Raw genomic sequence first — 22,285 nt, forward strand, 5'->3', positions numbered from 1 at the left:
GGGGCGCTGTTTACGCGGGCTGCTTGCCCAACAGCGCGTCCTTGAGCTTCCAGTCCGCTGGCGCATTGCCCAGCCAGATGCCCAGCAGGGCGTTGAAGAACTCGGGCTCCTTGAAGGGCTCGCCCTGGGGCTTGCCCTTGACGGTGATCACCGTGCCGGTGCCGGGAATCCAGTCCACCTGGAACTGGTCGCCCGCCATGAGCTTCTTGTGGTCCGAGAAGATCTGGCTCATGCGCAGCACGCCGGGGATCAGCTTGGAGAAGGCTGCGCGGTCCATGTTGTCTTCCATGCCGCGCGAGAACAGCTTGCCCAGTTCGGTGGAATCGATCTCGCGCAGCATGGTGATGCTCATGCGCTTGGGGCCCTTCTGGCTCGCCACCTCCTGCGGTGTGCCAACCTTCTTTTCGAGGTACAGCCCGGCGGTGTAGACCTTGAACACCGCCTTGTAGCGCACGCCCGCACCATTGAGCTGCAGGGTGCTGTCGGCCACCTGGGTGGTCTCTTCGTACTTCACGTTGGACACCGTGATGGGCTGGGCCATGGTGGCCCCGGCCAGAAGGCATGCGGCGGCGAGTGCAGCGCATCGCACCATGTTTCTCATGCTTGTCTCCTCAAAATAGAACGACCGTTCGTTTCTAATTGTTGCAAGACCGTGCAACGGGCGCAACAGGGTTTTCGAGTGGTTCTTCATGGTGATTGCATGCCAAAAACCCGAAAGCTCCAAGACCTTTGCTACACTTTGGCCCATGTTCATTCACCACGTGTTCATCACAGGTTGCAGCGACCGGGGAGCCTGGCCCTGGCGTCAGCCTGTCTGCCTGAACGCCTGATGGCACCTGGGCGAACCGCCCCAGCGTGCACCCGTGGCCCTTGTCAGGGCCGATTGAATGAACCGCAGCGCCCCCAATGCCCATTGGCGGGGACACGCGCTGTGACAGCTGGGAGCTCTCCCCGTGATCACTGAACTTGAATTCAAAAGCCTGGCCGGCGAAGGCTACAACCGCATTCCGCTCATGGCCGAGGCCTTTGCGGACCTGGAAACCCCGCTCTCGCTCTACCTGAAGCTGGCGCGCGCCAAGGAGGGCGGCAAGCACAGCTTCCTGCTCGAATCCGTGGTGGGAGGCGAGCGCTTCGGGCGCTACAGCTTCATCGGCCTGCCGGCGCGCACCCTGCTGCGCGCCAGCGGTTTCGGTGCTGCGGCGCGCACTGAGGTCGTTACCGACGGCCAGGTGGTGGAGACTGCCGAAGGCAATCCGCTCGACTTCATCGCGGCTTACCAAAAGCGCTTCAAGGTAGCGCTGCGCCCCGGCTTGCCGCGTTTTTGCGGTGGCCTGGCAGGGTACTTCGGCTACGACGCTGTGCGTTACATCGAAAAGAAGCTCGAGAACACCTGCCCGCCCGATACCCTGGGCTGCCCCGACATCCTGCTGCTGCAGTGTGAGGAACTGGCGGTCATCGACAACCTCTCGGGCAAGCTCTACCTCATCGTCTACGCCGACCCGGCCACGCCCGAAGCCTATGCCAAGGCCAAGAAGCGCCTGCGCGAGCTCAAGGAGCAACTCAAGTATTCGGTCAGCGCCCCGGTGGTCAAGCCCACCGAGAGCCACCCCGCCCAGCGCGATTTTTCCAAGGTCGACTACCTGGCTGCGGTGGACCGCGCCAAGGAGCTGATCGCCGCCGGTGACTTCATGCAGGTGCAGGTGGGCCAGCGCATCCACAAGCGCTACACCGAAAGCCCGCTGTCGCTGTACCGTGCGTTGCGCTCGCTGAACCCCTCGCCGTACATGTACTTCTACGACTTCGGCGACTTCCATGTGGTGGGCGCCAGCCCCGAGATCCTGGTGCGCCAGGAGAGCACGCCGGACGGGCAGAAGATTACCATCCGCCCGCTGGCCGGCACGCGCCCGCGCGGCGCCACGCTCGAGAAAGACAAGGCGGCCGAGGTCGAACTCATCAACGACCCCAAGGAGCGGGCCGAGCACGTGATGCTGATCGACCTGGCGCGCAACGACATCGGCCGCATCGCCAAGACAGGCACCGTGAAGGTGACCGAGGCCTTCGCGGTAGAGCGCTACAGCCACGTGATGCACATCGTGAGCAACGTCGAAGGCATCCTGAACGACGGCATGACCGCCATCGACGTGCTCAAGGCCACCTTCCCGGCGGGCACGCTCACCGGCGCGCCCAAGGTGCATGCGATGGAGCTCATCGACCAGCTCGAACCCACCAAGCGCGGCCTTTACGGCGGTGCCTGCGGCTACCTGAGCTATGCCGGCGATATGGACGTGGCCATCGCCATCCGCACTGGCATCATCAAGAACGGCACGCTCTACGTGCAGGCGGCCGCCGGGGTGGTGGCCGATTCGGTGCCCGAGCTCGAGTGGAAGGAAACCGAGCACAAGGCCCGCGCCCTGCTGCGCGCTGCGGAGCTCGTCGAGGAGGGCCTGGAATGAGCCGCGCCATCGAGCAGGTGCAGCACTGCACCACCATGGCCGACGTGCGCCGTGAAATCGACGCACTCGACGACATCCTCGTGCCGCTGCTGGTGCAGCGCTCGGGCTACATGACGCAGGCCGCGCGCATCAAGCACAGCGATGTGCAGGTGCGCGACGAGGCGCGCATACAGGCCATCGTGGACCGGGTGCGCGAGCGCGCCCTGGCACAGGGCGGCCAGGCCGACGTGGTGGAGGCCATCTACCGGGGCATCATGGAAGCCTCCATTGCCTACGAACACCGCGAGTTCGCGCGCCTGCGCGCCGGGCACGCCAGCGACGCGGGCCAGACCGCAGGGAGCGCAGCATGAAACTCTTGATGGTCGACAACTACGACAGCTTCACCTACAACATCGTGCAGTACTTCGGCGAGCTCGGTGCCGAGGTCGAGGTGCACCGCAACGACGAGATCACAGTGGACGAGATCGCTGAGCGCCTGGCCGCCGGCCAGCTCGACCGGCTGGTGATCTCGCCCGGCCCCTGTTCACCGGCCGAGGCCGGCATCTCGGTGGCTGCGATCCAGCACTTCGCCGGCAAGTTGCCCATTCTGGGCGTGTGCCTGGGCCACCAGGCCATCGGCGCGGCCTTCGGCGGCAGCATCGTGCGCGCGCAGCAGCTGATGCACGGCAAGACCAGCGTCATCACCACCACGCAGAAAGGCGTGTTCGCCGGCCTGCCCGAGAAGTTCACGGTCAACCGCTACCACTCGCTGTCCATCGCGCGGGCCGACTGCCCCGAGGCGCTGGAGATCACCGCCTGGACGGACGACGGCGAGATCATGGGCGTGCGCCACAAGACGCTGGACATCGAGGGCGTGCAGTTCCATCCCGAGAGCATCCTCACCGAACACGGCCACGCCATGCTCAAGAACTTCCTGGAGCCCCGGCCATGATCATCGAGACGCACCAACTGCTGGTGTTCATCGCGGCCGGCTGGCTGCTCAACCTGACGCCCGGTCCGGACGTGCTCTACATCGTCTCGAACGCGCTGCGCTCGGGCGTGCGGGCCGGCATCGTGGCGGGCCTGGGTATCACGGCCGGCTGCTTCGTGCACATCTTTGCCGCCGCCGTGGGCGTGGGTGCGCTGCTGGCCGCGTCGGCCACGGCCTTCACCGTGCTCAAGTGGGTGGGCGCGGCCTACCTGCTGTGGATGGGAGTGCGCATGCTGTTCGCCAAGGCCTCGGGTGATGGCGGCAGCGGTGCCGCCATCGCGGCGGCGCAGGCCGCGCCGGCTGCGGCCGTGTCGCTGCGCAGCGTGTTCATGGGCGGTTTCTGGACGAATGTGCTCAACCCCAAGGTGGCGATCTTTTTCCTGGCTTTTGTGCCCCAGTTCATCGCGCCGGGCACGGACAGCAAGGCCCTGGCCTTCGTGCTGCTCGGGGTGCTGTTCAACCTCAACGCCATTCCCGTCAACGTGGGCTGGGCGCTGGCCGCCGGCTTCATGGCGCGCCGCGTGGGCGCCGTGCAGCGCGGCATGCACTGGCTGGACCGCGTCGCCGGGGCGATGTTCATCGGCTTCGGCCTCAAGCTGGCCTTCTCGGACCGGCCTGCCGCTTAAAAAATTGCGAGACGGAGACCACACCATGTCCATCACCCCCCAGGAAGCGCTGCAGCGCACCATCGAGCACCGCGAAATCTTCCACGACGAGATGCTGCACCTGATGCGATTGATCATGAGCGGCGAGCTCTCGCCGGTGATGATGGCGGCCATCATCACCGGCCTGCGCGTGAAGAAGGAAACCATCGGCGAGATCACGGCCGCCGCGCAGGTCATGCGCGAGTTCTCCACCAAGGTGCACGTGCCCGACAGCACACACCTGGTGGACATCGTGGGCACCGGCGGCGACGGGGCCAACACCTTCAACATCTCCACCTGCTCGATGTTTGTGGCGGCTGCTGCGGGCGCCAAGGTCAGCAAGCATGGCGGGCGCGGCGTGTCGAGCAAGAGCGGCAGCGCCGACGTGATGGAGGCGCTGGGCATCCACATCAACCTCACGCCCGAGGCGATTGCCCAATGCATCGCCGAGGTGGGCATCGGCTTCATGTTCGCGCCCAACCACCACCCGGCGATGAAGAACGTGGCCCCCGTGCGCCGTGAGCTCGGTGTGCGCACCATCTTCAACATTCTCGGCCCGCTGACCAACCCGGCTGGCGCGCCCAACATCCTGATGGGCGTGTTCCACCCCGATCTGGTCGGTATCCAGGTGCGCGCATTGCAGCGCCTGGGCGCCGAGCATGCGCTGGTGGTCTATGGCCGCGACGGCATGGACGAAGTGAGCCTGGGCGCCGCCACCCTGGTGGGTGAATTGAAGAACGGCCAGATCACCGAGTACGAGGTGCATCCCGAGGACTTCGGCCTGCCCATGGCGAGCAACCGCGCACTCAAGGTGGAAACGCCCGAGCAGTCGCGCGACATGCTGATCGGCGTGCTCAAGGGCGAGACCGGTGCCGCGCAGGACATCGTCTGCCTGAACGCCGGCGCCGCGCTTTACGCCGCCAATGTGGCCAGCTCCATCGCCGACGGCCTGCAGAAGGCCCGCGCCGCAATCGCCTCGGGTGCCGCGCTGGCCCGGCTTGAGCAACTGGTGGCGCGTACGCACGCGCTGGCGGCCTGATCGCTGCAGCAGCGCATGACAACACAGGGGCACCGCACGTTGCGGGACGTCAACGACCTCGCGGCTGCCGTGAGGGAGGACGCCTGCCTCTACCTGCCAGAGCGAGTGCACCAAAGGTCCACCTGGACCCCTCCGTGGAACATCCTGTTCGTTTGGGGAACGGGCTATGTTCTGCTGCTCGTCCTGCAACCCGCGGTCGCCAACGCGTGGTGGGGCATTGGGCTGGTCGTGGCCAGCGGCTTGGGAATGTGCTGGTGGCAGGTGCGGTATTTCGCATACCGGGTGCAATGGGTGCTGGACATGTCCCGGCGCACGCTGCAGCCAACCCGAGGCGGTTCGGCCATTCCACTCGACCCTGCACATTCCATTGGCATCATCCCCGGCCCTCCAGGCGATGGTGCCCTGTCCTGCGAAGTCGAGTTCCGCCACAGAACGGCGGGTCCGATTGCGACCCTGTGCGCAGTGGAACTTCAGTCCTCCGACACCGAAACGCTGTCCATGCAGATGGGCGCTCTCGACCAGTGCGTGGATGAACTGGTGGACCGCCTCGGTATCCGGCGTTCGGGCGGCCGGCTGGTACCTGCCCATTGAGTCAGGGGGCTGGCTGTGGCAGACAAACCTTCTCCTGGGCTCGTACGTCTGCGCCGTTTGCATGCCTGGGTGGCCGCGATCGAACAGCGACCCAGGGCGTGGCTCCCGTTGAGCATCGGGGGCGGCAGCCTTGCTGACCTGACGGTCGGTGTGCCGTTTTGTGGCATTTCAATATTGGTTGTGCTGGCCACGGTGATGATGACGCTGGATTTGCGGGCACAGTATCTCTGGAGCATTTTCTGGTCTGTGGGTGTGGTGTTGGTTGGCTGCGCAACCATTGCATTGCGGCGTCAATTCCAGCGCAACCAGTCGCGGGGCTGGGTCTTGGATTTTCAACGTCGCACGCTCACGCCTTGGGGCCTGAAAATGCAAGACACTCTCGTTTTACATGAAGGGTGCCGCTTGAGCTGGGAGTTCTTTGCAACAGCGAAGAGTCCGACATTCACGTGTCGCCTGATACTGCATCCTGGGCCAGTAGGCACGAAGATTCTCCTGACGCGCGTGATTTTGCTGCGCGGTTCCAGGCGGGAGGAGGCATTGGTTGATCAATGCCTGGAGCATTTGAACCGTCGTCTTGGTCTTCGGAACTTCGAGCCAATGCAGGGCATGTAGTCAGGGCAGTGCCACGCCAACGCTGATTTTGCGTGTGTCGAAATCTTCGTGGTGCACTTGGGCAGGGCCAGTTTGAATTTTTGTGAAGGTTTTTCCATGAGTGACATCCTCAACAAGATCGTTGCCGTCAAGCACGAAGAAGTGGCCGCCGCCACCAAGCGCATGCCCCTGGCCGCGATGCGTGCCGATGCCGAGAGCCGCGTGCTCACGCGCGACTTCGAGGGCGCGCTGCGCGCCAAGATCGCCAAAGGCCAGGCGGCGGTGATCGCCGAGGTCAAGAAGGCCAGCCCCAGCAAGGGCGTGCTGCGCGCCGACTTCATCCCTGCCGATATCGCACAGAGTTATGCCGATGGCGATGGCAAGGTGAGCGCGGCCTGCCTTTCGGTGCTGACCGACAAGCAGTTCTTCCAGGGCAGCGTGGATGCCCTCAAGCAGGCGCGCGCCAGCTGCCAACTGCCCGTGCTGCGCAAGGACTTCATGGTCGACGCCTACCAGATCTACGAATCGCGGGCCATGGGCGCCGATGCCATTTTGCTGATAGCGGCGAGCCTGGACGATGCGCAGATGGCCGACTTCGAGGCGATTGCGCGCAGCCTGGACATGGCGGTGCTGGTCGAGGTGCATGACGGCGCCGAGCTCGAGCGTGCGCTCAAGCTCAAGACCCGCCTCGTGGGCATCAACAACCGCAACCTGCGCACCTTCGAGGTGTCGCTGCAGACCACGCTGGACCTGCAGAAGAACGTGCCGGCCGACCGCCTGCTGGTCACCGAGTCCGGCATCCTCACGCCGGCCGACGTGAAGACCATGCGCGATGCGGGCGTGAATGCCTTCCTGGTGGGCGAGGCCTTCATGCGCGCGCCTGAACCCGGCGAGGCGCTGGCGAACCTGTTCGCCTGATCCACGGCCTGCCACCCATGACCGACGCCACCCAACTGCAAAGCGCCGACCCCGCTGACTGGCCTGTGGCTCCCGGCTGGCAGCCGCTGGTCGATGCCTTCTTTGCCGGCCCGCGTGGCCAGGCGCTGCTGGGCTATCTGCAACAGCGCCTGGCCGCCGGCGCTGCCATTTTCCCGCCCAAGCCTTTGCGCGCGCTGGAGCTGACCCCACCCGAGCAGGTGCGCGTTGTCATCCTCGGCCAGGACCCGTACCACGGGCGTGGCCAGGCCGAGGGGCTGGCGTTCTCCGTCGCGCCCGGTGTGCAATTGCCGCCCTCGCTGCGCAACATCTTCAAGGAGATGCAGCGTGACCTGGAGACGCCGTTTCCGGCCTGGCCCGAGCCGGGCGGCAGCCTGGTGAAATGGGCGAAGAACGGCGTGCTGCTACTCAACACCGGCCTCACGGTGGAAGAGGGCCAGGCCGCGAGCCATTCCGGCAAGGGCTGGGAGGAGTTGACCGACGCCGTGATCCGCCATGTGGCCGAGGGTGGGCGCCCGGTGGTGTTCATGCTCTGGGGCGCGCATGCCCAGTCCAAGCGCGTGTGGATTCCGGCTGACCGTGGGCACCTGGTGCTCACTTCCAACCACCCCTCGCCGCTGTCGGCGCTGCGGCCCCCCGTGCCCTTCATCGGCAACGGCCACTTCGGCAAGGCACGCGAGTTCCGTTTGCGCCACGAAAACCAGGCGTAGTCACCAGGACCCGGGCAAGCGCTCCCGGAGCAGTTCCAGGAAGGCCTGCGCCGCCACGGGCAGGCTGCGGCCCGACAGGGTCTGCAGCTCCAGGTCGCGCAGGTCCATGCCCTGGTCGCCGATGGGCAGCGCGATGATGTCGCCAGCCGCCACCATGTGGCGCGCCGCGATCTCGCTGGACACCGACAGCCCACCCCCGTTCGCCACGAAGTGGAGCATGGTCTTGACGTGGTTGCTCACCAGCACCGGCTCCAGCTGCAGGCCCTGGCGGCTGCAGACGATGTCGATCATCTGGCGCACCGTGGTCTCGGGTGGCGGCAGGGCCAGCGGGTACTGGCCCATGCGAGCCAGTGTCACGCTCTTCGCACCGGCCAGCGGGTGGCCGGGAGGCACCAGGGCCAGCACCGGTGCCCGCTGGCGGTAGGCCACATCAATGTCCTTGTGTGGCGCGCGGCTGAAACACAGGCCGATGTCGGCCGCGCCGCTGCGTACCGCACCAGGCACCTGGGCCGTGGGCAGGGACTGCACCTCGAACTGGATGCCGGTGTGCGTGCGCTGGAACTCCACGCACAGGCGCGGCACCAGTTCATTGGCAAACGCATCCGAGGTGGCCAGGCGCACCTGGCCCGCGCGCAGGCCCTGCAGCGCGCCGATCTCGCCGAGCGCCCGCTCGGCGTCGAGCACCGTGCGGCGCGCATGCGTGGCCAGGATCTCGCCAGCCGCCGTGAGCACCATGCCGCGCGGGTGGCGCTCGAACAGCGGTGTGCCCAACTGCGACTCAAGCCCGGCGATCTGCCGGCTCAGCGCCGAGGCGGCCACGTGCAGCCGGGCCGAGGCCTCGGTGAGCGAGCCGCTTTGCGCCACTTCGAGGAAGTAGCGCAGGGCCGTGTCTTGCAGGAGTTGGGCGCGCATGGGATGGCAGTGCTTGGGTTTGCCGTGGATCATCTCAAAAACCGAAGCACTTTGCCGTAATGGCAAAGCTGTTTGCTGATTTGGTGGTGGTCATGCGACTGCCACATTCCTAAGATGAAGGCCTGTTGCACGCCGTTCCAGGGGAGTCTGGGGAGGGCGTGCCCGGCCTTTCCTGTTCTGTCCATTTCTGGAGTGCTTCGTATGCGTCTTTTGTCCTGGGGCCGTAGCGTGCTCGGCCTGGCCTGCCTTGTGGCGGTGTGTGCGGGCGCGCATGCGCAGCAGTCCAACTGGCCCGACCGCCCGGTGCGGGTGATCGTGCCCTTCCCGGCCAGTGGTGCCACCGACCTCGTGGCCCGCGTGGTCGCGCAGCGCGTGGCGCAGGACCTGGGCCAGCAGATGGTGGTGGACAACCGCCCCGGTGCCGGCGGCACCATCGGCGCGGCCGAAGCCGCCAAGGCGCAACCCGACGGTTACACCCTGCTGCTCACCACCAGCAGCACGCATGCCATCTCGCCCCACCTGATGCCGCGCCTGGCCTATGACCCGCGCAAGGACTTCACGCCCGTGGCCCACCTTGCCGACGCACCCAGTGTGCTGCTGGTGACCAACTCGCTGCCCGTGAAAACGGTAGGCGAGTTGATTGCCTACGGCAAGGCCCACCCCGGCAAGCTCAATTACGCCACCAGCGGCAATGGCACCATCGTGCACCTGAACGCCGCGGCCTTCAGCGCCCAGGCCGGCATCGAGATGATGCATGTGCCCTACAAGGGCACGGCCCTGGCCATTCCCGACCTCGTGACCGGGCAGACGCACGTGCTGTTCGACTCGCTGCCCACGGGCATGCCGCATGTCAAGGGCGGCCGCCTGCGTGCCCTGGCCGTGACCAGCGAAAAGCGCAGTTCGCTGGCGCCCGAGTTGCCCACCATGGCCGAGTCCGGCCTGCCCGGCTATTCTTCGGTGACCTGGTTCGGCGTGTACCTGCCGGCTGGCGCACCGCCGGCACTGGTCGACCGCATTCACAAGGCCTTTGCCAAGGCCATGCAGTCGACCGAGGTGGCCGAAGGCCTGGCCAAGCTCGGCGTGGAGCCCGCTGCCCCCAGCACCCCCGCCAAGTTCGCCGCCATGGTGCAGGCCGACAGCGCCCGCTGGGCCACCGTGATCCGCCAGCACAAGATTTCCGTGGAGTGACCGAGACGATGAACGCACGCACCCCTGCCGACACCCCCGCCCTGGACTGGGCCCTGCCCTATGCCTCCCACCGCAGCGCGGTGATGGGGCGCAATGTGGTCTCCACCTCGCAGCCCCTGGCCGCGCAGGCCGGCCTGCGCATGCTGCTGGCCGGCGGCAACGCCGTGGACGCCGCGATCGCTGCCGCCATGGCCCTCACCGTGGTCGAGCCCACGGGCTGCGGCCTGGGCAGCGACGGCTTCGCCATCGTCTGGGACGGCAAGGAACTGCATGGGCTCAACGCCTCGGGCCGTTCGCCCGCTGCATGGACCCCCGCATACTTTGCCGAGCGTGGAGGCTTGCCCGAGACGGGCTGGAACGCCGTCACCGTGCCGGGCGCTGTGTCCGCCTGGGTGGCCCTGTCCAAACGCCTGGGCAAGCTGCCGTTCGCGAAGCTGGCCGAACCCGCCATCGATTACGCGCGCAATGGCTTTCCCGTCTCTCCCACCATCGCCCGGTTGTGGGCGCTGGGCGCTGCCAAGCTTGGCTCCCAGCCCGGCTTTGCCGAGTGCTTCATGCCCGGTGGCCGCGCACCGCGCGCGGGCGAGATCTTCCGCAGCGAAGCCCATGCGCGCACGCTGGAGCTGATTGCCCAGACCGAGGGCGAGGCCTTCTACCTTGGCACGCTGGCGCGCCAGATGGTGGAGCATTCCCGCGCCCATGGCGGCGCCATCACCGAGGATGACCTCGCATCGCACCAGGCTGACTGGGTGGGCACCGTGAGCCAGCGCTTCGGCGATTCGGTAGTCCATGAAATTCCGCCCAACGGCCAGGGCATCGCCACACTGATGGCGCTGGGCATGCTCGAATCCCACGGTATCGGCGGCCAGCCGCTGGACCACGTGGACACGGTGCACGCCAGCATCGAGGCCATGAAGCTCGCGCTGGCCGACCTGCACGAGTACAACGCCGACATCGACGCCATGCAGGCCGTGACGCCTCGCGACCTGCTCGACGCCGACTATCTGGCGCAGCGCGCGCAACTGATCGATGCCGCGCAGGCCGGCGACCCCGGTCACGGCACGCCGCGCCCCGGCGGCACGGTGTACCTGGCCGCGGCCGATGCCTCGGGCATGATGGTCTCTTTCATCCAGTCCAACTACATGGGCTTCGGCTCGGGCGTGGTCGTGCCGGGCACCGGCATCAGCCTGCAGAACCGGGGCCACGGCTTCACGCTGGAGTCCGGCCATGCCAACGAGGTGGGCCCGCGCAAGCGCCCCTCGCACACCATCATCCCGGCCTTTGCCATGCATGCCGACGGCACGCCGCAGATGGCCTTTGGCGTGATGGGCGGCCCCATGCAGTCCCAGGGCCACCTGCAGATGGCCCTGCGCGTGCTGCGCTACGGCCAGAACCCGCAGGCTGCGGCCGACGCCCCGCGTTGGCGCGTGACGGGTGGCAAGGGCGTGGCGGTGGAGCCGGCCTTCGACCCCGCCGTGGTCGCCGCACTGCGCGCACGCGGCCACGAGGTCACGGTGGAGGAGGGCAATGGCGTCTTCGCCTTCGGCGGCGCCCAGCTGGTGCTGCGTGACGGTGGCAGCTACATCGCTGGCTCCGACCCGCGCAAGGACGGGCACGCGGTCGCTTTCTGACGCATCACAGAGCGGCTGTCGGTCCTGGGGGTCGGTTGCGCACCAGGTGATTGCCTTTTTATTTCTGTATGGCAGAATATTATTATTGTTTTACAGAAAATATAAGGCAACCACCATGGCATCCATCCAAAGCCCGGCCTTCCGGCGCTTGTCCCGCGGGCTGCACGCGCTGACCCTGCTGTGCGCGCTGGCGGGCGTGTGCTTTTCCGTGGCCCGCTGGCTGCTGCTGGGCCATGGCGAATCGGGCGGCCTGGCGCAGATGCTGCTTCCCTCGCAGGCGCTGCAGGCAAACATTGCCGCCCCTTTGCAGATCGAGGCGAGCTGGCGCCTGGTGGGTTTGGCCATCGAATGCCTGCCGACCGCCGCCATGCTGTTCACCGTGTGGTGCCTGCACCGCATCTGCACGGCCTTCCTGCGTGGCGAGGTGTTCGGCCCTGCGGCAGTGCGCGGCTTTCGTGGCGTGGGCTGGGGCTTCATCGCGATGTTCGTGGCCTCGCTGGTGCATGGCGCGGCGGTGACGGCGCTGTTGTCCTGGCTGGCCTCGGGCCAGCGCGGCGGGCAGATGGCGCTGTCAGTGGGCTCGTTCGAAATGAGCGTGCTGATCGTCGGCCTGATGATGCTGCTGCTGGCCCACGTGATGGCCGAGGGCCAGCGCCTGCAGGAGGAGTCCAGTGCGTTTGTCTGACCGCCTGGGGGCCTGCCTGTTCAACGACCAGGGCGCGCGCCGGAAAGGTGGCCATGCCCATCGTCGTCAGGCTCGATGAAATGCTGGTGCGCCGCAAGGTGAAGTCGCGCGACCTGGCGGCGCACGTGGGCATCACCGAAGCCAACCTCTCGCTGCTCAAGAGCGGCAAGGTCAAGGGCGTGCGCTTCGAGACCCTGGCTGCCATCTGCGACTACCTGCAGTGCCAGCCGGGTGACCTGCTGGCCTGGATGGCGCCCGAGAATGGTGTGGACGACGGCGCCGTGGACGATGTGGCCACCTGACGGCCACCGCCCGGGCCGACAGCGCCTTGGGGCTGCCGTGGCGGTTTCGCTGCTGCTGCACGGGGTGCTGCTGTGGCGGCTGGTGCTGCCGGCATCGGCCGTGCGGGTGCCTGAGCCGCCCGCCAGGCAGGCGATGGAAGTTCTGTGGATCACGGCGCCGCAGGCTGCGGCACCGGTGTCCGGAACGCCCGCGCCAGAGCCGGTGGCGGCGCAGCCCTCCCGGTCGGCCGGACCTCGGCCTGGGCCGGTGCGCGAGGGCCGCAGTGGGCACTCACCTGCTGTTCTGGCTTTGCCGCAGGGCACAGGCCCGGGCCTGGTGGCGATTCCTGCACCGTTGCCCGCCGCCTCCGATGGCCGCGATGTGCCCGCCATCCAATGGAGCCCCGAGGGCGTGGCCCGTGCCGCGCGGCAGGAGCGGGAATGGCAGCGCCGCCATGGTTCACCCGCCGCTGCGGCGCTCGCTGCGAATACGGCAAGCGCTGCTCCACGGGCACTGGGCACCCTCACCGAAAAGGAGTGGCAGAACGCGTATGCTGGCCGTGTCACGCGCGTGGAAAGCGAGGCCGGCGTCTACTGCGTGCGCCTGCCCTCGGCCAATCGCCTGCCGGAGTTGGGGGCCGCGCCCCGCATTGCCACCGTCACGAACTGCTGAGCGTGGCTTCCTGGGGGCGCTGGCGCTCCAGCAACATTGAATCGCCATAGCTGAAGAAGCGGTACTGCTGTGCAATGGCATGGCGGTACAGCTCCCGGATCCGGTCATAGCCCGCAAAGGCGCTCACCAGCATCATCAGCGTGCTCTTGGGCAGGTGGAAGTTGGTGAGCAGCAGGTCCACCACCTGGAACGCAAAGCCCGGGGTGATGAAGATGTTCGTATCGCCCGAGGCCTGGCAACTGCGCGCCCAGGATTCGAGCGTGCGGACCGTCGTCGTGCCCACCGCCACCACACGGCCGCCGCGCTGGCGGCAACGCTCGAGCGCTGCCAGCGTGGCCAGGGGCACCTCGTACCACTCGCTGTGCATCTGGTGTTCGGCGAGGTTCTCGGTCTTCACGGGCTGGAAGGTCCCGGCGCCCACGTGCAGCGTGACGCTCGCACGCTCCACGCCGCGTTCGGCCAGCGCGGCAAGCACGCGCTCGTCGAAATGCAGGGCCGCGGTAGGCGCGGCCACCGCGCCGGGCGCACGCGCGAACACGGTCTGGTAGCGCTGGGCATCTTCTGTGGCGTCGGGATCGTGGTCGGCATTCTGCTGGCGTTCGATGTAGGGAGGCAATGGCAGGTGGCCATGGCGCTCCATCAGCTCGTGCGGAGTCTCGCCGGCCGGCCCTTGGAGCGCAAAGCGGAACAGCGGGCCATCGTCCTCGGCCGGCCAGCGCGACAGCAGGGTGGCATTGAAACCGCCGCCGCGCAGACCACCCGCCATGTGCACCACGGCGCCGGGCAGGGGCTTCTTGCTCACCTTCATGTGGGCCACGACCTCGTTGCCGAGCAAAACACGCTCGATCAGCAGCTCCAGCTTGCCGCCGCTGGCCTTTTCGCCAAAGATGCGCGCCTTGACCACGCGCGTGTCGTTGAAGACAAGCAGGTCGCCGCTTTGCAGCAGGTCAGACAGCTCGCGGAAGATGCGGTCCACCGGTGCGCTCGCGCGGCCGTCGAGCAGGCGCGATGCGCTGCGCTCTGCAGCGGGGTGTTGGGCAATGAGTTCGGGGGGCAGCGAGAAGTCGAAATCGCTGAGCGTGAAGTGGCGCGGGGCCGGCGTGGCAGAAACAGTCATGGAGCTTGAGGGCCGGACGGGCCCGTACCAAGGGGGAAAACGAACAGGGCGTTATTTTCCCACGCCCGGACTGTCTACCAGGCCTGCCCGGAAAAGCCCGACCACAGCTCGTTGAGGTCCGGGAATTTCCATTTCTCCGGATCTTCGCGCGCCACGATCTTTTCCGTGCAGCCGGGTGCAGCCAGGTCCACCACCTCGGGCGGGATGCGCATGTCCGACTTGGTGGAGAAGAACACCTTCACCTTGGGCGAGGTCAGCGATTGCTGGCCCTGCTCCATCACCACGCCGATGCGCCCGGACGTCAGCCGCACCAGCGAACCCACGGGGTAGATGCCGATGCTCTTGACGAAGGCCTGGAACAGCCGGGGGTCGAAATGGCCTTTGGTCCACTCGGCCATGCGGCGCAGCGACTCTGCGGGGTCCCAGCCGGACTTGTAGGGGCGGTCGGAGGTGATGGCGTCGTAGACGTCGCAGATGGCGGTCATGCGGGCAATCAAGCTGATCTCGTCGCCCTTGAGCTTGCCGGGGTAGCCCGAGCCGTCCATCTTCTCGTGGTGGTGGCGGCAGGCATCGAGCACCGCATCTTCCACGCTGCCACCCTCCTTGAGCATGTCGTAGCCCTCTTGCGGATGGGTTTGGACGATGGCGAACTCGCTGTCGGTGAGCTTGCCCGGCTTGTTGAGCACCGCCAGCGGGATCGCCGCCTTGCCCAGGTCGTGCAGCAGCCCCGCCATGCCGGCGCTGCGGGTGTGCTCCTCATTGAGGTTGATCTGCTTGGCCAGCGCCACCATGAGCGCGCACACCGCCACCGAGTGCATGTAGGTGTAGTCGTCCGCCGTCTTGAGCCGGGCCAGGCTGATCAGGGCCCCCGGGTTGCGTGTGACGGAGTCGGAAATCTCCTCCACCAGTCCGCGGGCATTCTCGGAATTCACGGCCTTGCCAAGGCGTGCTTCCCGGAACATGGAGACCATGGCCTGCTTGGCCTCGCCACAGATCGAGGCGGCCGCCTGCAACTCGCCGTGCATGCTGGCGGGGGCCTTGCCACGTGTCTGGCGGCGCGCGGGAGGGGCTGGAGGGGGCGGGGGGTCGACCACCAGGGGGGGCAGGTTCTCCAGCATGCTGAAGTCCGTCTCGACCTGGATGTCCGCCTCTTCACGCGAGGTGGAGCGCACGCCCGCAGCCACGTCCAGGCCCTTGGAAATGTCGATCCACACCTCTTCGATGGCCGTATCCTTGATGCGCGCCAGATCCTTGGGGTCCTTGAGAACGAACTTGGCACGCCAGAAGGGGTGGTCCATCCAGGAGCCGCAGAAGTCGTGCAGGTACATGCCCAACGTGAGATGCTGAATACTGATGCGCTTGAGCATGGAATCTGTCCGGGTCGCCGGGGTCTGCCGAAATCAGGTAATAAACAGTAACCATGGTAGCCTTTTTGGCCGCTGAAACCTTCGCCTTGCCGGATAACCTTTGAACAAAATGCCCGCGGCTGCTGCTCCCAGCAAGCCCTCCACCGCCAGCGTGGCGCAAAAGGCACTGCATAAGCTGGGTCTGAAGCGCGACATCGATCTGGCCCTGCACCTGCCGCTGCGCTACGAGGATGAAACCCGCATCACGCCGCTGTCCAGCGCCCGCGATGGCCAGATGGTGCAGATCGAAGCCACCGTGACGGCCTGCGAGGTGCAGTTGCGCCCGCGCCGACAACTGCTTGTGCAGGTGGAAGACGCTTCAGGCACCTGCGAGCTGCGCTTCTTCAGTTTCTACCCCTCGCACCAGAAGACCCTGGCCGTGGGCGCGCGCCTGCGCATCCGGGGCGAGGTCAAGGGCGGCTTCTGGGGCCGGCAGATGCTGCACCCGGCCTTTCGCCAGGCCGGCGGCGAGCTGCCGGCCGCGCTGACCCCCGTCTACCCGACCACGGCTGGCCTGCCGCAGGCCTACCTGCGCCGGGCGGTGGTGGGGGCGCTCAGCCGGGTGGACCTGTCCGAAACCCTGCCCGCCGGCACCGAGCCGCCGTACGCCGTCTTCCGGCATGACAACGGCAGCTACCGCGCGTTCAATCTGCGCGAGGCGCTCACTTTTTTGCACCACCCTACGCCGGATGTGTCGCTGTCTACGCTGGAGGACCACAGCCACCCGGCCTGGCAGCGGCTGAAGGCCGAGGAGCTGCTGGCACAGCAGCTGTCGCAGCAGCAGTCGCGCCGCGAGCGCGACCAATTGCGCGCACCGGTGCTGCGCCCCCGCAAGGTGGTGGACGGCGTGCTGCCGCTGCACGAGCAACTGATGGCCGTGCTGCCCTTTTCCCTGACCGCCGCCCAGCGGCGGGTTGGGGTGGAGATTGCCAAAGACCTGGCGCACCGCGTGCCCATGCACCGCCTGCTGCAGGGCGACGTGGGCTCGGGCAAGACCGTGGTGGCGGCGCTGGCCGCCGCCATCGCCATGGACGCGGGCTGGCAGTGCGCGCTGATGGCGCCCACCGAGATCCTGGCCGAGCAGCACTTCGCCAAGATGATCGGCTGGCTCGAGCCGCTGCTGGCGGCGCATGGCCGCCGCGTGGCCTGGCTGGTGGGCGGGCAGAAGAAGAAGGAACGCACGGCCATGCTGGCCCTGGTCGAGAGCGGCGAGGCCGCGCTGGTGGTGGGCACGCATGCCGTCATCCAGGACCAGGTGCGTTTCAAGAACCTGGCGCTGGCCATCATCGACGAGCAGCACCGCTTCGGCGTCGCGCAGCGCCTTTCCTTGCGTCAGAAATTGGCGGACCAGGGCATGGAGCCGCACATGCTGATGATGAGCGCCACGCCCATTCCGCGCACCCTGGCCATGAGCTACTACGCCGACCTCGATGTCTCGGTGATCGACGAACTGCCGCCTGGGCGCACACCCATCGTCACCAAGCTCATTGCCGACAGCCGCAAGGACGAAGTGATCGCTCGCATTGGCGCCCAGGTAAATGACGGACGACAGGTGTATTGGGTGTGCCCGCTGATCGAGGAAAGCGAGGCGTTGGACCTGAGCAATGCCACCGCCACCCATGCCGACCTAAGCGAGGCCCTGCCCGGCGTCATGGTCGGCCTGCTGCACTCGCGCATGCCGACGGCTGAAAAGAAGGCCGTGATGGCGCTCTTCAGCAGCGGACAGATGGGCGTGCTGGTGAGCACCACGGTGATCGAGGTCGGGGTGGATGTGCCCAATGCCTCGCTGATGGTGATCGAGCATGCCGAGCGCTTCGGCCTGTCGCAGCTGCACCAGCTGCGCGGGCGCGTGGGGCGCGGTGCGGCGGCATCGGCCTGCGTGCTGCTGTATTCCACCAACGACAGCGGCCGGGTGGGAGAGACCGCCAAGGAGCGGTTGAGGGCCATGTCGGACACGAATGATGGCTTTGAGATTGCCCGGCGCGACCTGGAGATCCGCGGGCCGGGCGAATTCCTCGGGGCCCGGCAGTCGGGCGACGCGCTGCTGCGCTTTGCCGACCTGGCCACCGACACCCACCTGCTCGAATGGGCGCGCGAACTCGCGCCGATGATGCTGGACCGCCACGCCGAGCTGGCCGAGCGCCACGTGATGCGCTGGCTGGGTGGAAAATCCGACTACCTGAAAGCCTGACCCCCGCCATGACGCAAGCCCCAGTTGCCAAGCCGTGGCCGGCCGTCACCGTGTCCCACCTACTGGCCATCCCTGCCGTTGCAGCCTGTGCGAGGATTCTTGTGCTGCTGTCGACCTTCTTTCTGCACCGCTGCGGCACCACGCCCTGGGTTGTCGGGCGCGCGGCGCTGCACAATGCAGGGTCTACCCGTCTGGAATCTCCATGACCCTCACCGAACTCAAATACATCGTCGCGGTGGCGCGCGAAAAGCACTTCGGCCACGCCGCCGATGCCTGCTATGTGTCGCAGCCCACCCTGTCGGTGGCCATCAAGAAGCTCGAAGAGGAACTTGACGTGAAGCTTTTCGAGCGCAGCGCCGGCGAAGTGACCGTCACCCCGCTGGGCGACGAGATCGTGCGCCAGGCGCAAAGCGTGCTGGAGCAGGCGGCCGCCATCAAGGAGATCGCCAAGCGCGGCAAGGACCCCCTGGCCGGGCCGCTGACCCTGGGCGTGATCTACACCATCGGCCCCTACCTGCTGCCCGACCTGGTGCGCCACTCGATCGCACGCACCCCGCAGATGCCGCTGATGCTGCAGGAAAACTTCACCGTCAAGCTGCTGGAGATGCTGCGCACCGGCGAGATCGATTGCGCCATCCTGGCCGAGCCCTTTCCCGACACCGGCCTGGCCATGGCGCCGCTGTACGACGAGCCCTTCATGGCGGCGCTGCCCAGCACCCACCCGCTGGGCACGCAGAAATCCATCTCTGCCGCCGAACTCAAGAGCGAAACCATGCTGCTGCTGGGCGCGGGCCACTGCTTTCGCGACCATGTGCTGGAGGTGTGCCCCGAGTTCGCGCGCTTTGCCAGCAACGCCGAGGGCATCCGCAGGTCCTTCGAGGGCTCGTCGCTGGAAACCATCAAGCACATGGTGGCGGCCGGCATGGGCGTGACCCTGGTGCCGCGCCTGTCGGTGCCGCGCGATGCGCTGCTCACGGTGTCGCGCCGGCGCAAGAGCGACGAGAACTACATCCGCTACATCCCCATCCGCGAGGACGATGGCAGCCCGCCACCCATGCGCCGCGTGGTGCTTGCCTGGCGGCGCAGCTTCACGCGCTACGAAGCCATTGCGGCGCTGCGCAACGCGATCTACGCCTGCGAGCTGCCGGGCGTCACGCGCCTGTCTTGACAGGGCCGCCGCCGACCGCCCTGGCGCAAGGGGGGCCGGCAGCGATACACTTTCGCCGCGCGGTGCCCGCCGGCGTGCCATACACGGGGCCCGGTGCTGCAAAGCTGCGCCACATGCAGCCCGCACCGGTCCCGCGCTCCCCAATTCCCAAGGAAGCTACAGAGATGAAGAAGATTTTGATGGCCACAGGCCTCGCCGTGGGCCTCGCCGCCTGCTCCAGCGTGACGACCAACGCGCCGCAGGCCACGACGATCAAGAAGGTCCAGATGGACCGCCTGGTGGCTGCATTGCCCGCCGCCGCCCAGGGCAGCTTTGAAGAGTTCCTGGCACAGGCCGCGCGTGAGAACCCCATGCTGCAGGCCAGCGTGGCTGCCTACAAGGCCAAGGTGCCGCTGGCTGGCGACGACCTGGTCAACATCAGCCGCCTGCTGGGCCTGTACAACCGCCTGCGCAACCAGGCTGCGGTGATCGATGCCACGGCGCGCATGGTCGCCCTTCCCACGTTCCGCAACGACAAGGTGCCTCCGCACGAGGACAAGGCCATCATCGCCTTCGGCGCGCTGGTCGAAGGCATGGCCAAGGATTTCGGCCTGGAGTACCGCAACGTGGACAACCGCATCTTCGAAGTGAAGCTGTCGGGCACGGGCAAGGAGGAATTCGGCATCCTCACGCATGCCGACGTGGTGCCCGTGGTGGCCGACGAATGGGTGCTGGAGGACGGCACGCGCCTGGACCCCTTCAAGCTCACGCGCGTGGGCGGCAACCTGTATGGCCGCGGCTCCATCGACGACAAGGGCTCCATCGCCACCGTGCTGTATGCGATGAAGGCCGTCAAGGACAGCGGCCTGCCGCTGTCGCGCACCATCCGCCTCATGATCGAGACCACCGAAGAGACCGGTGGCGACGCCATGAAGTACTACCGCACCAAGACCGAGCTGCCGGAGTACAACATCGTGCTCGACAGCAAGTACCCGGCCGTGGTCGCAGAGAAAGGCTCGGGCGCACTGCGCACCTCGTTCCCGCTGCAGGATGCGCCGGCCGGCTTCACCTACATCGCAGCCATGGCCGGTGCCGCCTCCACCAACGCCGTGCCGCAGACCGCGACCGCGCGTCTGCAGGGCGGTGACCTGGCTGCCGTGGCGGCCCGCCTGAACGCGGCCAAGGCGGCGTTCATCACCAAGTACACGCCCCAGGGCGGCAGCTTCGGCATCGATGTGGTGCAGGACGCCAGCGCGGTGCAGATCAAGGTGACGGGCACCTCCGCCCACGGCTCGCGCCCCGAAGAAGGCGTGAACCCGCTGCCGCGCCTGGCACTGTTCCTGCGCGAATCCGACGTGCCCGTGGCGCCCACCGGCTATGCCAACGCCGTGCGCTACATTGCCGACCTGTATGGCACGGACTACCTGGGCCGCACCATCGGTCTGGCCTATGGCGATGATTTCATGGGCCCGCTGACCATGTCGCCCAACCTGGTGCGCGAGAAGGATGGCATGGTCGACGTGCTGGTGAACGTGCGCATGCCGCGCGGCAGGACGCCCGACGCCCTGGTGCACGCCACCAAGGTCAAGGTCAACGACTGGGCCGCGCAGGCGTCCGTTCCCGTGATCATCGACCACCAGCAGGGCAACTGGATGGCGCGTGACCCCAAGGGCGCCTGGCTGTCCACGCTGCTCAACACCTTCGGCGACACCACGGGCCTCCCATCCCAGCCGGTGTCCACTGCGGGCAGCACCACGGCCAAGCTCATGCCCAACGCCATCAACTTCGGCCCCGCCATGCCCGGCAAGAAGTACACGGCCCACAACGCCAAGGAATTCAAGGAGGTGGTGGACCTCGATGCCGACATGCAGATGTTCACCGAGATGCTGGTGCGCATCGGCAATTTGGGCCAGATGCAGTGAGGGAAAAGGCGCTTGCGCTAAAGTGACCGCAAGCCGCCGCGCCCTGGCCGGGAGCCTTCCCGGTCCACCGGCGCGGCGTATTTCCATCGATTGATCGACCACCATCCCAACGAAGGAGCCCCCATGGCCAAAGCCGCCAAGTCCACTGCCCCCACCATCAACATCGGCATCAGCGAAAAAGACCGCGCTGCCATCGCCCAGGGCCTGTCGCGCCTGCTGGCCGACACCTACACGCTGTACCTGACCACGCACAACTTCCACTGGAACGTGACCGGGCCCATGTTCAACACCCTGCACACCATGTTCATGGCGCAGTACACCGAGCTGTGGACCGCGGTGGACCCGATTGCCGAGCGCATCCGCTCGCTGGGCCACATCGCTCCCGGCTCGTATGCCGACTTCGGAAAGCTGGCCACCGTCGCCGATGCGCCGAGCAAGCCGCCCAAGGCACTGGACATGGTGCGCGTGCTGGTCGAAGGCCATGAGGCTGTGGCCCGCACGGCGCGCAGCCTGTTCCCCCTGGCCGACAAGGCCAGCGACGAGCCCACGGCCGATCTGCTGACCCAGCGCCTCACCGTGCACGAGCAGACCGCGTGGATGCTGCGCTCGCTGCTCGAAGAATAAACCGCCCGTCCGCCGCGCGAACGGGGCCACGGGGCCCCGTTTTTCTTCCCGCACGGTCTTTTCCGCAATACGGCGCTGCACCTTGGGTGCTCGTCCTACAAGCTCTGCCAGCGCTATGCGGAATGATCGCCGCTGGCATTTGCCTATTTCAACCACGGCCAGCCTTCGAGAACACGACGCCCTATGCGAATCCTTTATGTAGAGGACAACCCCGAACTGCGCGAAACCATCGGCATGCTGATGGAGGGCGAGGGGCGCGCGATCACGACCTGCACTACTGCCGAAGAGGCGCTCGAACTCGAAAAGGCCGGCAGCTTTGACCTGCTGGTGACCGATGTGAGCTTGCCTGGGCTGTCGGGCACGGATCTGGCCCGGCAGGTGCTTGCGGTGGACCCGCAGCGCTGGGTGGTGCTTTGCACCGGCTACGACCTCGGCGCGCATCCATCGGGCTGGGGCCCGCATGTGCGCACGTTGATGAAGCCCTTCGAGCTGGAAGATCTGGAAGCATTGCTGGTGCAGGTGCAGTCCACCCTCGAAAAGACGCCCGCCGGACACTGACTTCCTGCGCTGCCGG

General features: G+C 66.9%; 23 protein-coding genes. 19 read left to right on the top strand and 4 right to left on the bottom strand.

What is annotated here, in order from left to right:
• Positions 1 to 10: 10 nt before the first annotated feature.
• Positions 11 to 601: a chalcone isomerase family protein gene (locus ASE31_RS21895; protein ID WP_057203927.1), complete on the bottom strand. Its 591-nt coding sequence runs from the start codon at positions 599 to 601 to the stop codon at positions 11 to 13.
• Positions 602 to 953: 352 nt separating this feature from the next.
• Here ASE31_RS21895 and trpE point away from each other — a divergent pair, with 352 nt between their 5' ends.
• The 9 genes from trpE to ASE31_RS21940 all read left to right on the top strand — a co-directional run bounded on the left by trpE (position 954) and on the right by ASE31_RS21940 (position 7,934).
• Complete coding sequence (trpE, locus tag ASE31_RS21900; RefSeq protein ID WP_057203928.1) at positions 954 to 2,453, top strand: anthranilate synthase component I; 1,500 nt, start codon at positions 954 to 956, stop codon at positions 2,451 to 2,453.
• The gene (locus ASE31_RS21905; RefSeq protein ID WP_057203929.1) at positions 2,450 to 2,803 is read left to right on the top strand and encodes a chorismate mutase; all 354 of its coding nucleotides are present in this window, start codon (positions 2,450 to 2,452) and stop codon (positions 2,801 to 2,803) included. Before trpE ends, ASE31_RS21905 begins: the two co-directional genes overlap by 4 nt.
• Positions 2,800 to 3,384, top strand: coding sequence for an aminodeoxychorismate/anthranilate synthase component II (locus ASE31_RS21910; RefSeq protein ID WP_057203930.1), 585 nt, complete (start codon positions 2,800 to 2,802; stop codon positions 3,382 to 3,384). The genes ASE31_RS21905 and ASE31_RS21910 overlap by 4 nt, the downstream gene beginning before the upstream one ends.
• A complete protein-coding gene (locus ASE31_RS21915) occupies positions 3,381 to 4,049 on the top strand; it encodes a LysE family translocator (protein ID WP_200961153.1) in 669 nt (222 codons plus the stop codon). The genes ASE31_RS21910 and ASE31_RS21915 overlap by 4 nt, the downstream gene beginning before the upstream one ends.
• A 25-nt stretch (positions 4,050 to 4,074) precedes the next feature.
• Complete coding sequence (gene trpD / locus ASE31_RS21920; RefSeq protein WP_057203931.1) at positions 4,075 to 5,106, top strand: anthranilate phosphoribosyltransferase; 1,032 nt, start codon at positions 4,075 to 4,077, stop codon at positions 5,104 to 5,106.
• A gap of 15 nt (positions 5,107 to 5,121) precedes the next feature.
• Complete coding sequence (locus tag ASE31_RS21925; protein WP_057203932.1) at positions 5,122 to 5,697, top strand: hypothetical protein; 576 nt, start codon at positions 5,122 to 5,124, stop codon at positions 5,695 to 5,697.
• Between the two features lie 69 nt (positions 5,698 to 5,766).
• A complete protein-coding gene (locus ASE31_RS21930) occupies positions 5,767 to 6,309 on the top strand; it encodes a hypothetical protein (RefSeq protein ID WP_057203933.1) in 543 nt (180 codons plus the stop codon).
• Between the two features lie 96 nt (positions 6,310 to 6,405).
• On the top strand, positions 6,406 to 7,206 hold the full coding sequence (trpC, locus tag ASE31_RS21935; protein WP_057203934.1) for an indole-3-glycerol phosphate synthase TrpC: 801 nt from the start codon (positions 6,406 to 6,408) through the stop codon (positions 7,204 to 7,206).
• Between the two features lie 17 nt (positions 7,207 to 7,223).
• Positions 7,224 to 7,934, top strand: a complete 711-nt coding sequence (locus ASE31_RS21940) for a uracil-DNA glycosylase (protein WP_057203935.1) — start codon at positions 7,224 to 7,226, stop codon at positions 7,932 to 7,934.
• Here ASE31_RS21940 and ASE31_RS21945 read toward each other — a convergent pair whose 3' ends face one another.
• The gene (locus ASE31_RS21945) at positions 7,935 to 8,846 is read right to left on the bottom strand and encodes a LysR substrate-binding domain-containing protein (RefSeq protein ID WP_057204126.1); all 912 of its coding nucleotides are present in this window, start codon (positions 8,844 to 8,846) and stop codon (positions 7,935 to 7,937) included.
• Positions 8,847 to 9,047: 201 nt separating this feature from the next.
• Between ASE31_RS21945 and ASE31_RS21950 the strand changes: the two genes are divergently transcribed.
• The 5 genes from ASE31_RS21950 to ASE31_RS21970 all read left to right on the top strand — a co-directional run bounded on the left by ASE31_RS21950 (position 9,048) and on the right by ASE31_RS21970 (position 13,304).
• Positions 9,048 to 10,034, top strand: coding sequence for a tripartite tricarboxylate transporter substrate binding protein (locus ASE31_RS21950; RefSeq protein WP_057203936.1), 987 nt, complete (start codon positions 9,048 to 9,050; stop codon positions 10,032 to 10,034).
• 8 nt (positions 10,035 to 10,042) lie between these two features.
• Positions 10,043 to 11,665: a gamma-glutamyltransferase family protein gene (locus tag ASE31_RS21955; protein WP_057203937.1), complete on the top strand. Its 1,623-nt coding sequence runs from the start codon at positions 10,043 to 10,045 to the stop codon at positions 11,663 to 11,665.
• Positions 11,666 to 11,780: 115 nt separating this feature from the next.
• Positions 11,781 to 12,350, top strand: a complete 570-nt coding sequence (locus tag ASE31_RS21960; protein ID WP_057203938.1) for a DUF2975 domain-containing protein — start codon at positions 11,781 to 11,783, stop codon at positions 12,348 to 12,350.
• A gap of 53 nt (positions 12,351 to 12,403) precedes the next feature.
• Positions 12,404 to 12,652, top strand: coding sequence for a helix-turn-helix transcriptional regulator (locus ASE31_RS21965; RefSeq protein WP_057203939.1), 249 nt, complete (start codon positions 12,404 to 12,406; stop codon positions 12,650 to 12,652).
• Between the two features lie 37 nt (positions 12,653 to 12,689).
• The gene (locus ASE31_RS21970) at positions 12,690 to 13,304 is read left to right on the top strand and encodes a hypothetical protein (protein WP_057203940.1); all 615 of its coding nucleotides are present in this window, start codon (positions 12,690 to 12,692) and stop codon (positions 13,302 to 13,304) included.
• Here the strand turns inward: ASE31_RS21970 and queA are convergent.
• Together queA and ASE31_RS21980 are read right to left on the bottom strand one after the other, a co-directional pair.
• Positions 13,291 to 14,421 (bottom strand): tRNA preQ1(34) S-adenosylmethionine ribosyltransferase-isomerase QueA, encoded by a 1,131-nt coding sequence (gene queA, locus ASE31_RS21975; protein ID WP_057203941.1) that lies wholly within the window; start codon positions 14,419 to 14,421, stop codon positions 13,291 to 13,293. The two genes, ASE31_RS21970 and queA, sit on opposite strands and share 14 nt — an antisense overlap.
• 74 nt (positions 14,422 to 14,495) lie before the next feature.
• Complete coding sequence (locus ASE31_RS21980; RefSeq protein ID WP_057203942.1) at positions 14,496 to 15,788, bottom strand: HD-GYP domain-containing protein; 1,293 nt, start codon at positions 15,786 to 15,788, stop codon at positions 14,496 to 14,498.
• A 109-nt stretch (positions 15,789 to 15,897) separates the two neighbouring features.
• Here ASE31_RS21980 and recG point away from each other — a divergent pair, with 109 nt between their 5' ends.
• From recG to ASE31_RS22005, 5 genes are all read left to right on the top strand, one after another.
• Complete coding sequence (recG, locus tag ASE31_RS21985; protein ID WP_057203943.1) at positions 15,898 to 18,018, top strand: ATP-dependent DNA helicase RecG; 2,121 nt, start codon at positions 15,898 to 15,900, stop codon at positions 18,016 to 18,018.
• A 202-nt stretch (positions 18,019 to 18,220) separates the two neighbouring features.
• Positions 18,221 to 19,186, top strand: coding sequence for a LysR substrate-binding domain-containing protein (locus ASE31_RS21990; RefSeq protein ID WP_057203944.1), 966 nt, complete (start codon positions 18,221 to 18,223; stop codon positions 19,184 to 19,186).
• A 164-nt stretch (positions 19,187 to 19,350) separates the two neighbouring features.
• Positions 19,351 to 21,087, top strand: coding sequence for a dipeptidase (locus tag ASE31_RS21995; RefSeq protein WP_057203945.1), 1,737 nt, complete (start codon positions 19,351 to 19,353; stop codon positions 21,085 to 21,087).
• 123 nt (positions 21,088 to 21,210) lie between these two features.
• Positions 21,211 to 21,711: a Dps family protein gene (locus ASE31_RS22000; RefSeq protein ID WP_057203946.1), complete on the top strand. Its 501-nt coding sequence runs from the start codon at positions 21,211 to 21,213 to the stop codon at positions 21,709 to 21,711.
• 183 nt (positions 21,712 to 21,894) lie between these two features.
• On the top strand, positions 21,895 to 22,269 hold the full coding sequence (locus ASE31_RS22005; protein WP_057203947.1) for a response regulator: 375 nt from the start codon (positions 21,895 to 21,897) through the stop codon (positions 22,267 to 22,269).
• Positions 22,270 to 22,285 lie beyond the last annotated feature (16 nt).

Source organism: Acidovorax sp. Root217, from assembly GCF_001428645.1.
Lineage (GTDB): Bacteria > Pseudomonadota > Gammaproteobacteria > Burkholderiales > Burkholderiaceae_C > Acidovorax.

What these genes read in the sequence shown, in the direction of transcription:
- ASE31_RS21895 (WP_057203927.1), bottom strand. Translation starts at nt 601, where the DNA reads ATGAGAAACATGGTGCGATGCGCTGCACTCGCCGCCGCATGCCTTCTG.
- ASE31_RS21905 (WP_057203929.1), top strand. Translation starts at nt 2,450, where the DNA reads ATGAGCCGCGCCATCGAGCAGGTGCAGCACTGCACCACCATGGCCGAC.
- ASE31_RS21910 (WP_057203930.1), top strand. Translation starts at nt 2,800, where the DNA reads ATGAAACTCTTGATGGTCGACAACTACGACAGCTTCACCTACAACATC.
- ASE31_RS21915 (WP_200961153.1), top strand. Translation starts at nt 3,381, where the DNA reads ATGATCATCGAGACGCACCAACTGCTGGTGTTCATCGCGGCCGGCTGG.
- trpD (WP_057203931.1), top strand. Translation starts at nt 4,075, where the DNA reads ATGTCCATCACCCCCCAGGAAGCGCTGCAGCGCACCATCGAGCACCGC.
- ASE31_RS21925 (WP_057203932.1), top strand. Translation starts at nt 5,122, where the DNA reads ATGACAACACAGGGGCACCGCACGTTGCGGGACGTCAACGACCTCGCG.
- trpC (WP_057203934.1), top strand. Translation starts at nt 6,406, where the DNA reads ATGAGTGACATCCTCAACAAGATCGTTGCCGTCAAGCACGAAGAAGTG.
- ASE31_RS21940 (WP_057203935.1), top strand. Translation starts at nt 7,224, where the DNA reads ATGACCGACGCCACCCAACTGCAAAGCGCCGACCCCGCTGACTGGCCT.
- ASE31_RS21945 (WP_057204126.1), bottom strand. Translation starts at nt 8,846, where the DNA reads ATGCGCGCCCAACTCCTGCAAGACACGGCCCTGCGCTACTTCCTCGAA.
- ASE31_RS21950 (WP_057203936.1), top strand. Translation starts at nt 9,048, where the DNA reads ATGCGTCTTTTGTCCTGGGGCCGTAGCGTGCTCGGCCTGGCCTGCCTT.
- ASE31_RS21955 (WP_057203937.1), top strand. Translation starts at nt 10,043, where the DNA reads ATGAACGCACGCACCCCTGCCGACACCCCCGCCCTGGACTGGGCCCTG.
- ASE31_RS21960 (WP_057203938.1), top strand. Translation starts at nt 11,781, where the DNA reads ATGGCATCCATCCAAAGCCCGGCCTTCCGGCGCTTGTCCCGCGGGCTG.
- ASE31_RS21965 (WP_057203939.1), top strand. Translation starts at nt 12,404, where the DNA reads ATGCCCATCGTCGTCAGGCTCGATGAAATGCTGGTGCGCCGCAAGGTG.
- queA (WP_057203941.1), bottom strand. Translation starts at nt 14,421, where the DNA reads ATGACTGTTTCTGCCACGCCGGCCCCGCGCCACTTCACGCTCAGCGAT.
- ASE31_RS21980 (WP_057203942.1), bottom strand. Translation starts at nt 15,788, where the DNA reads ATGCTCAAGCGCATCAGTATTCAGCATCTCACGTTGGGCATGTACCTG.
- recG (WP_057203943.1), top strand. Translation starts at nt 15,898, where the DNA reads ATGCCCGCGGCTGCTGCTCCCAGCAAGCCCTCCACCGCCAGCGTGGCG.
- ASE31_RS21990 (WP_057203944.1), top strand. Translation starts at nt 18,221, where the DNA reads ATGACCCTCACCGAACTCAAATACATCGTCGCGGTGGCGCGCGAAAAG.
- ASE31_RS21995 (WP_057203945.1), top strand. Translation starts at nt 19,351, where the DNA reads ATGAAGAAGATTTTGATGGCCACAGGCCTCGCCGTGGGCCTCGCCGCC.
- ASE31_RS22000 (WP_057203946.1), top strand. Translation starts at nt 21,211, where the DNA reads ATGGCCAAAGCCGCCAAGTCCACTGCCCCCACCATCAACATCGGCATC.
- ASE31_RS22005 (WP_057203947.1), top strand. Translation starts at nt 21,895, where the DNA reads ATGCGAATCCTTTATGTAGAGGACAACCCCGAACTGCGCGAAACCATC.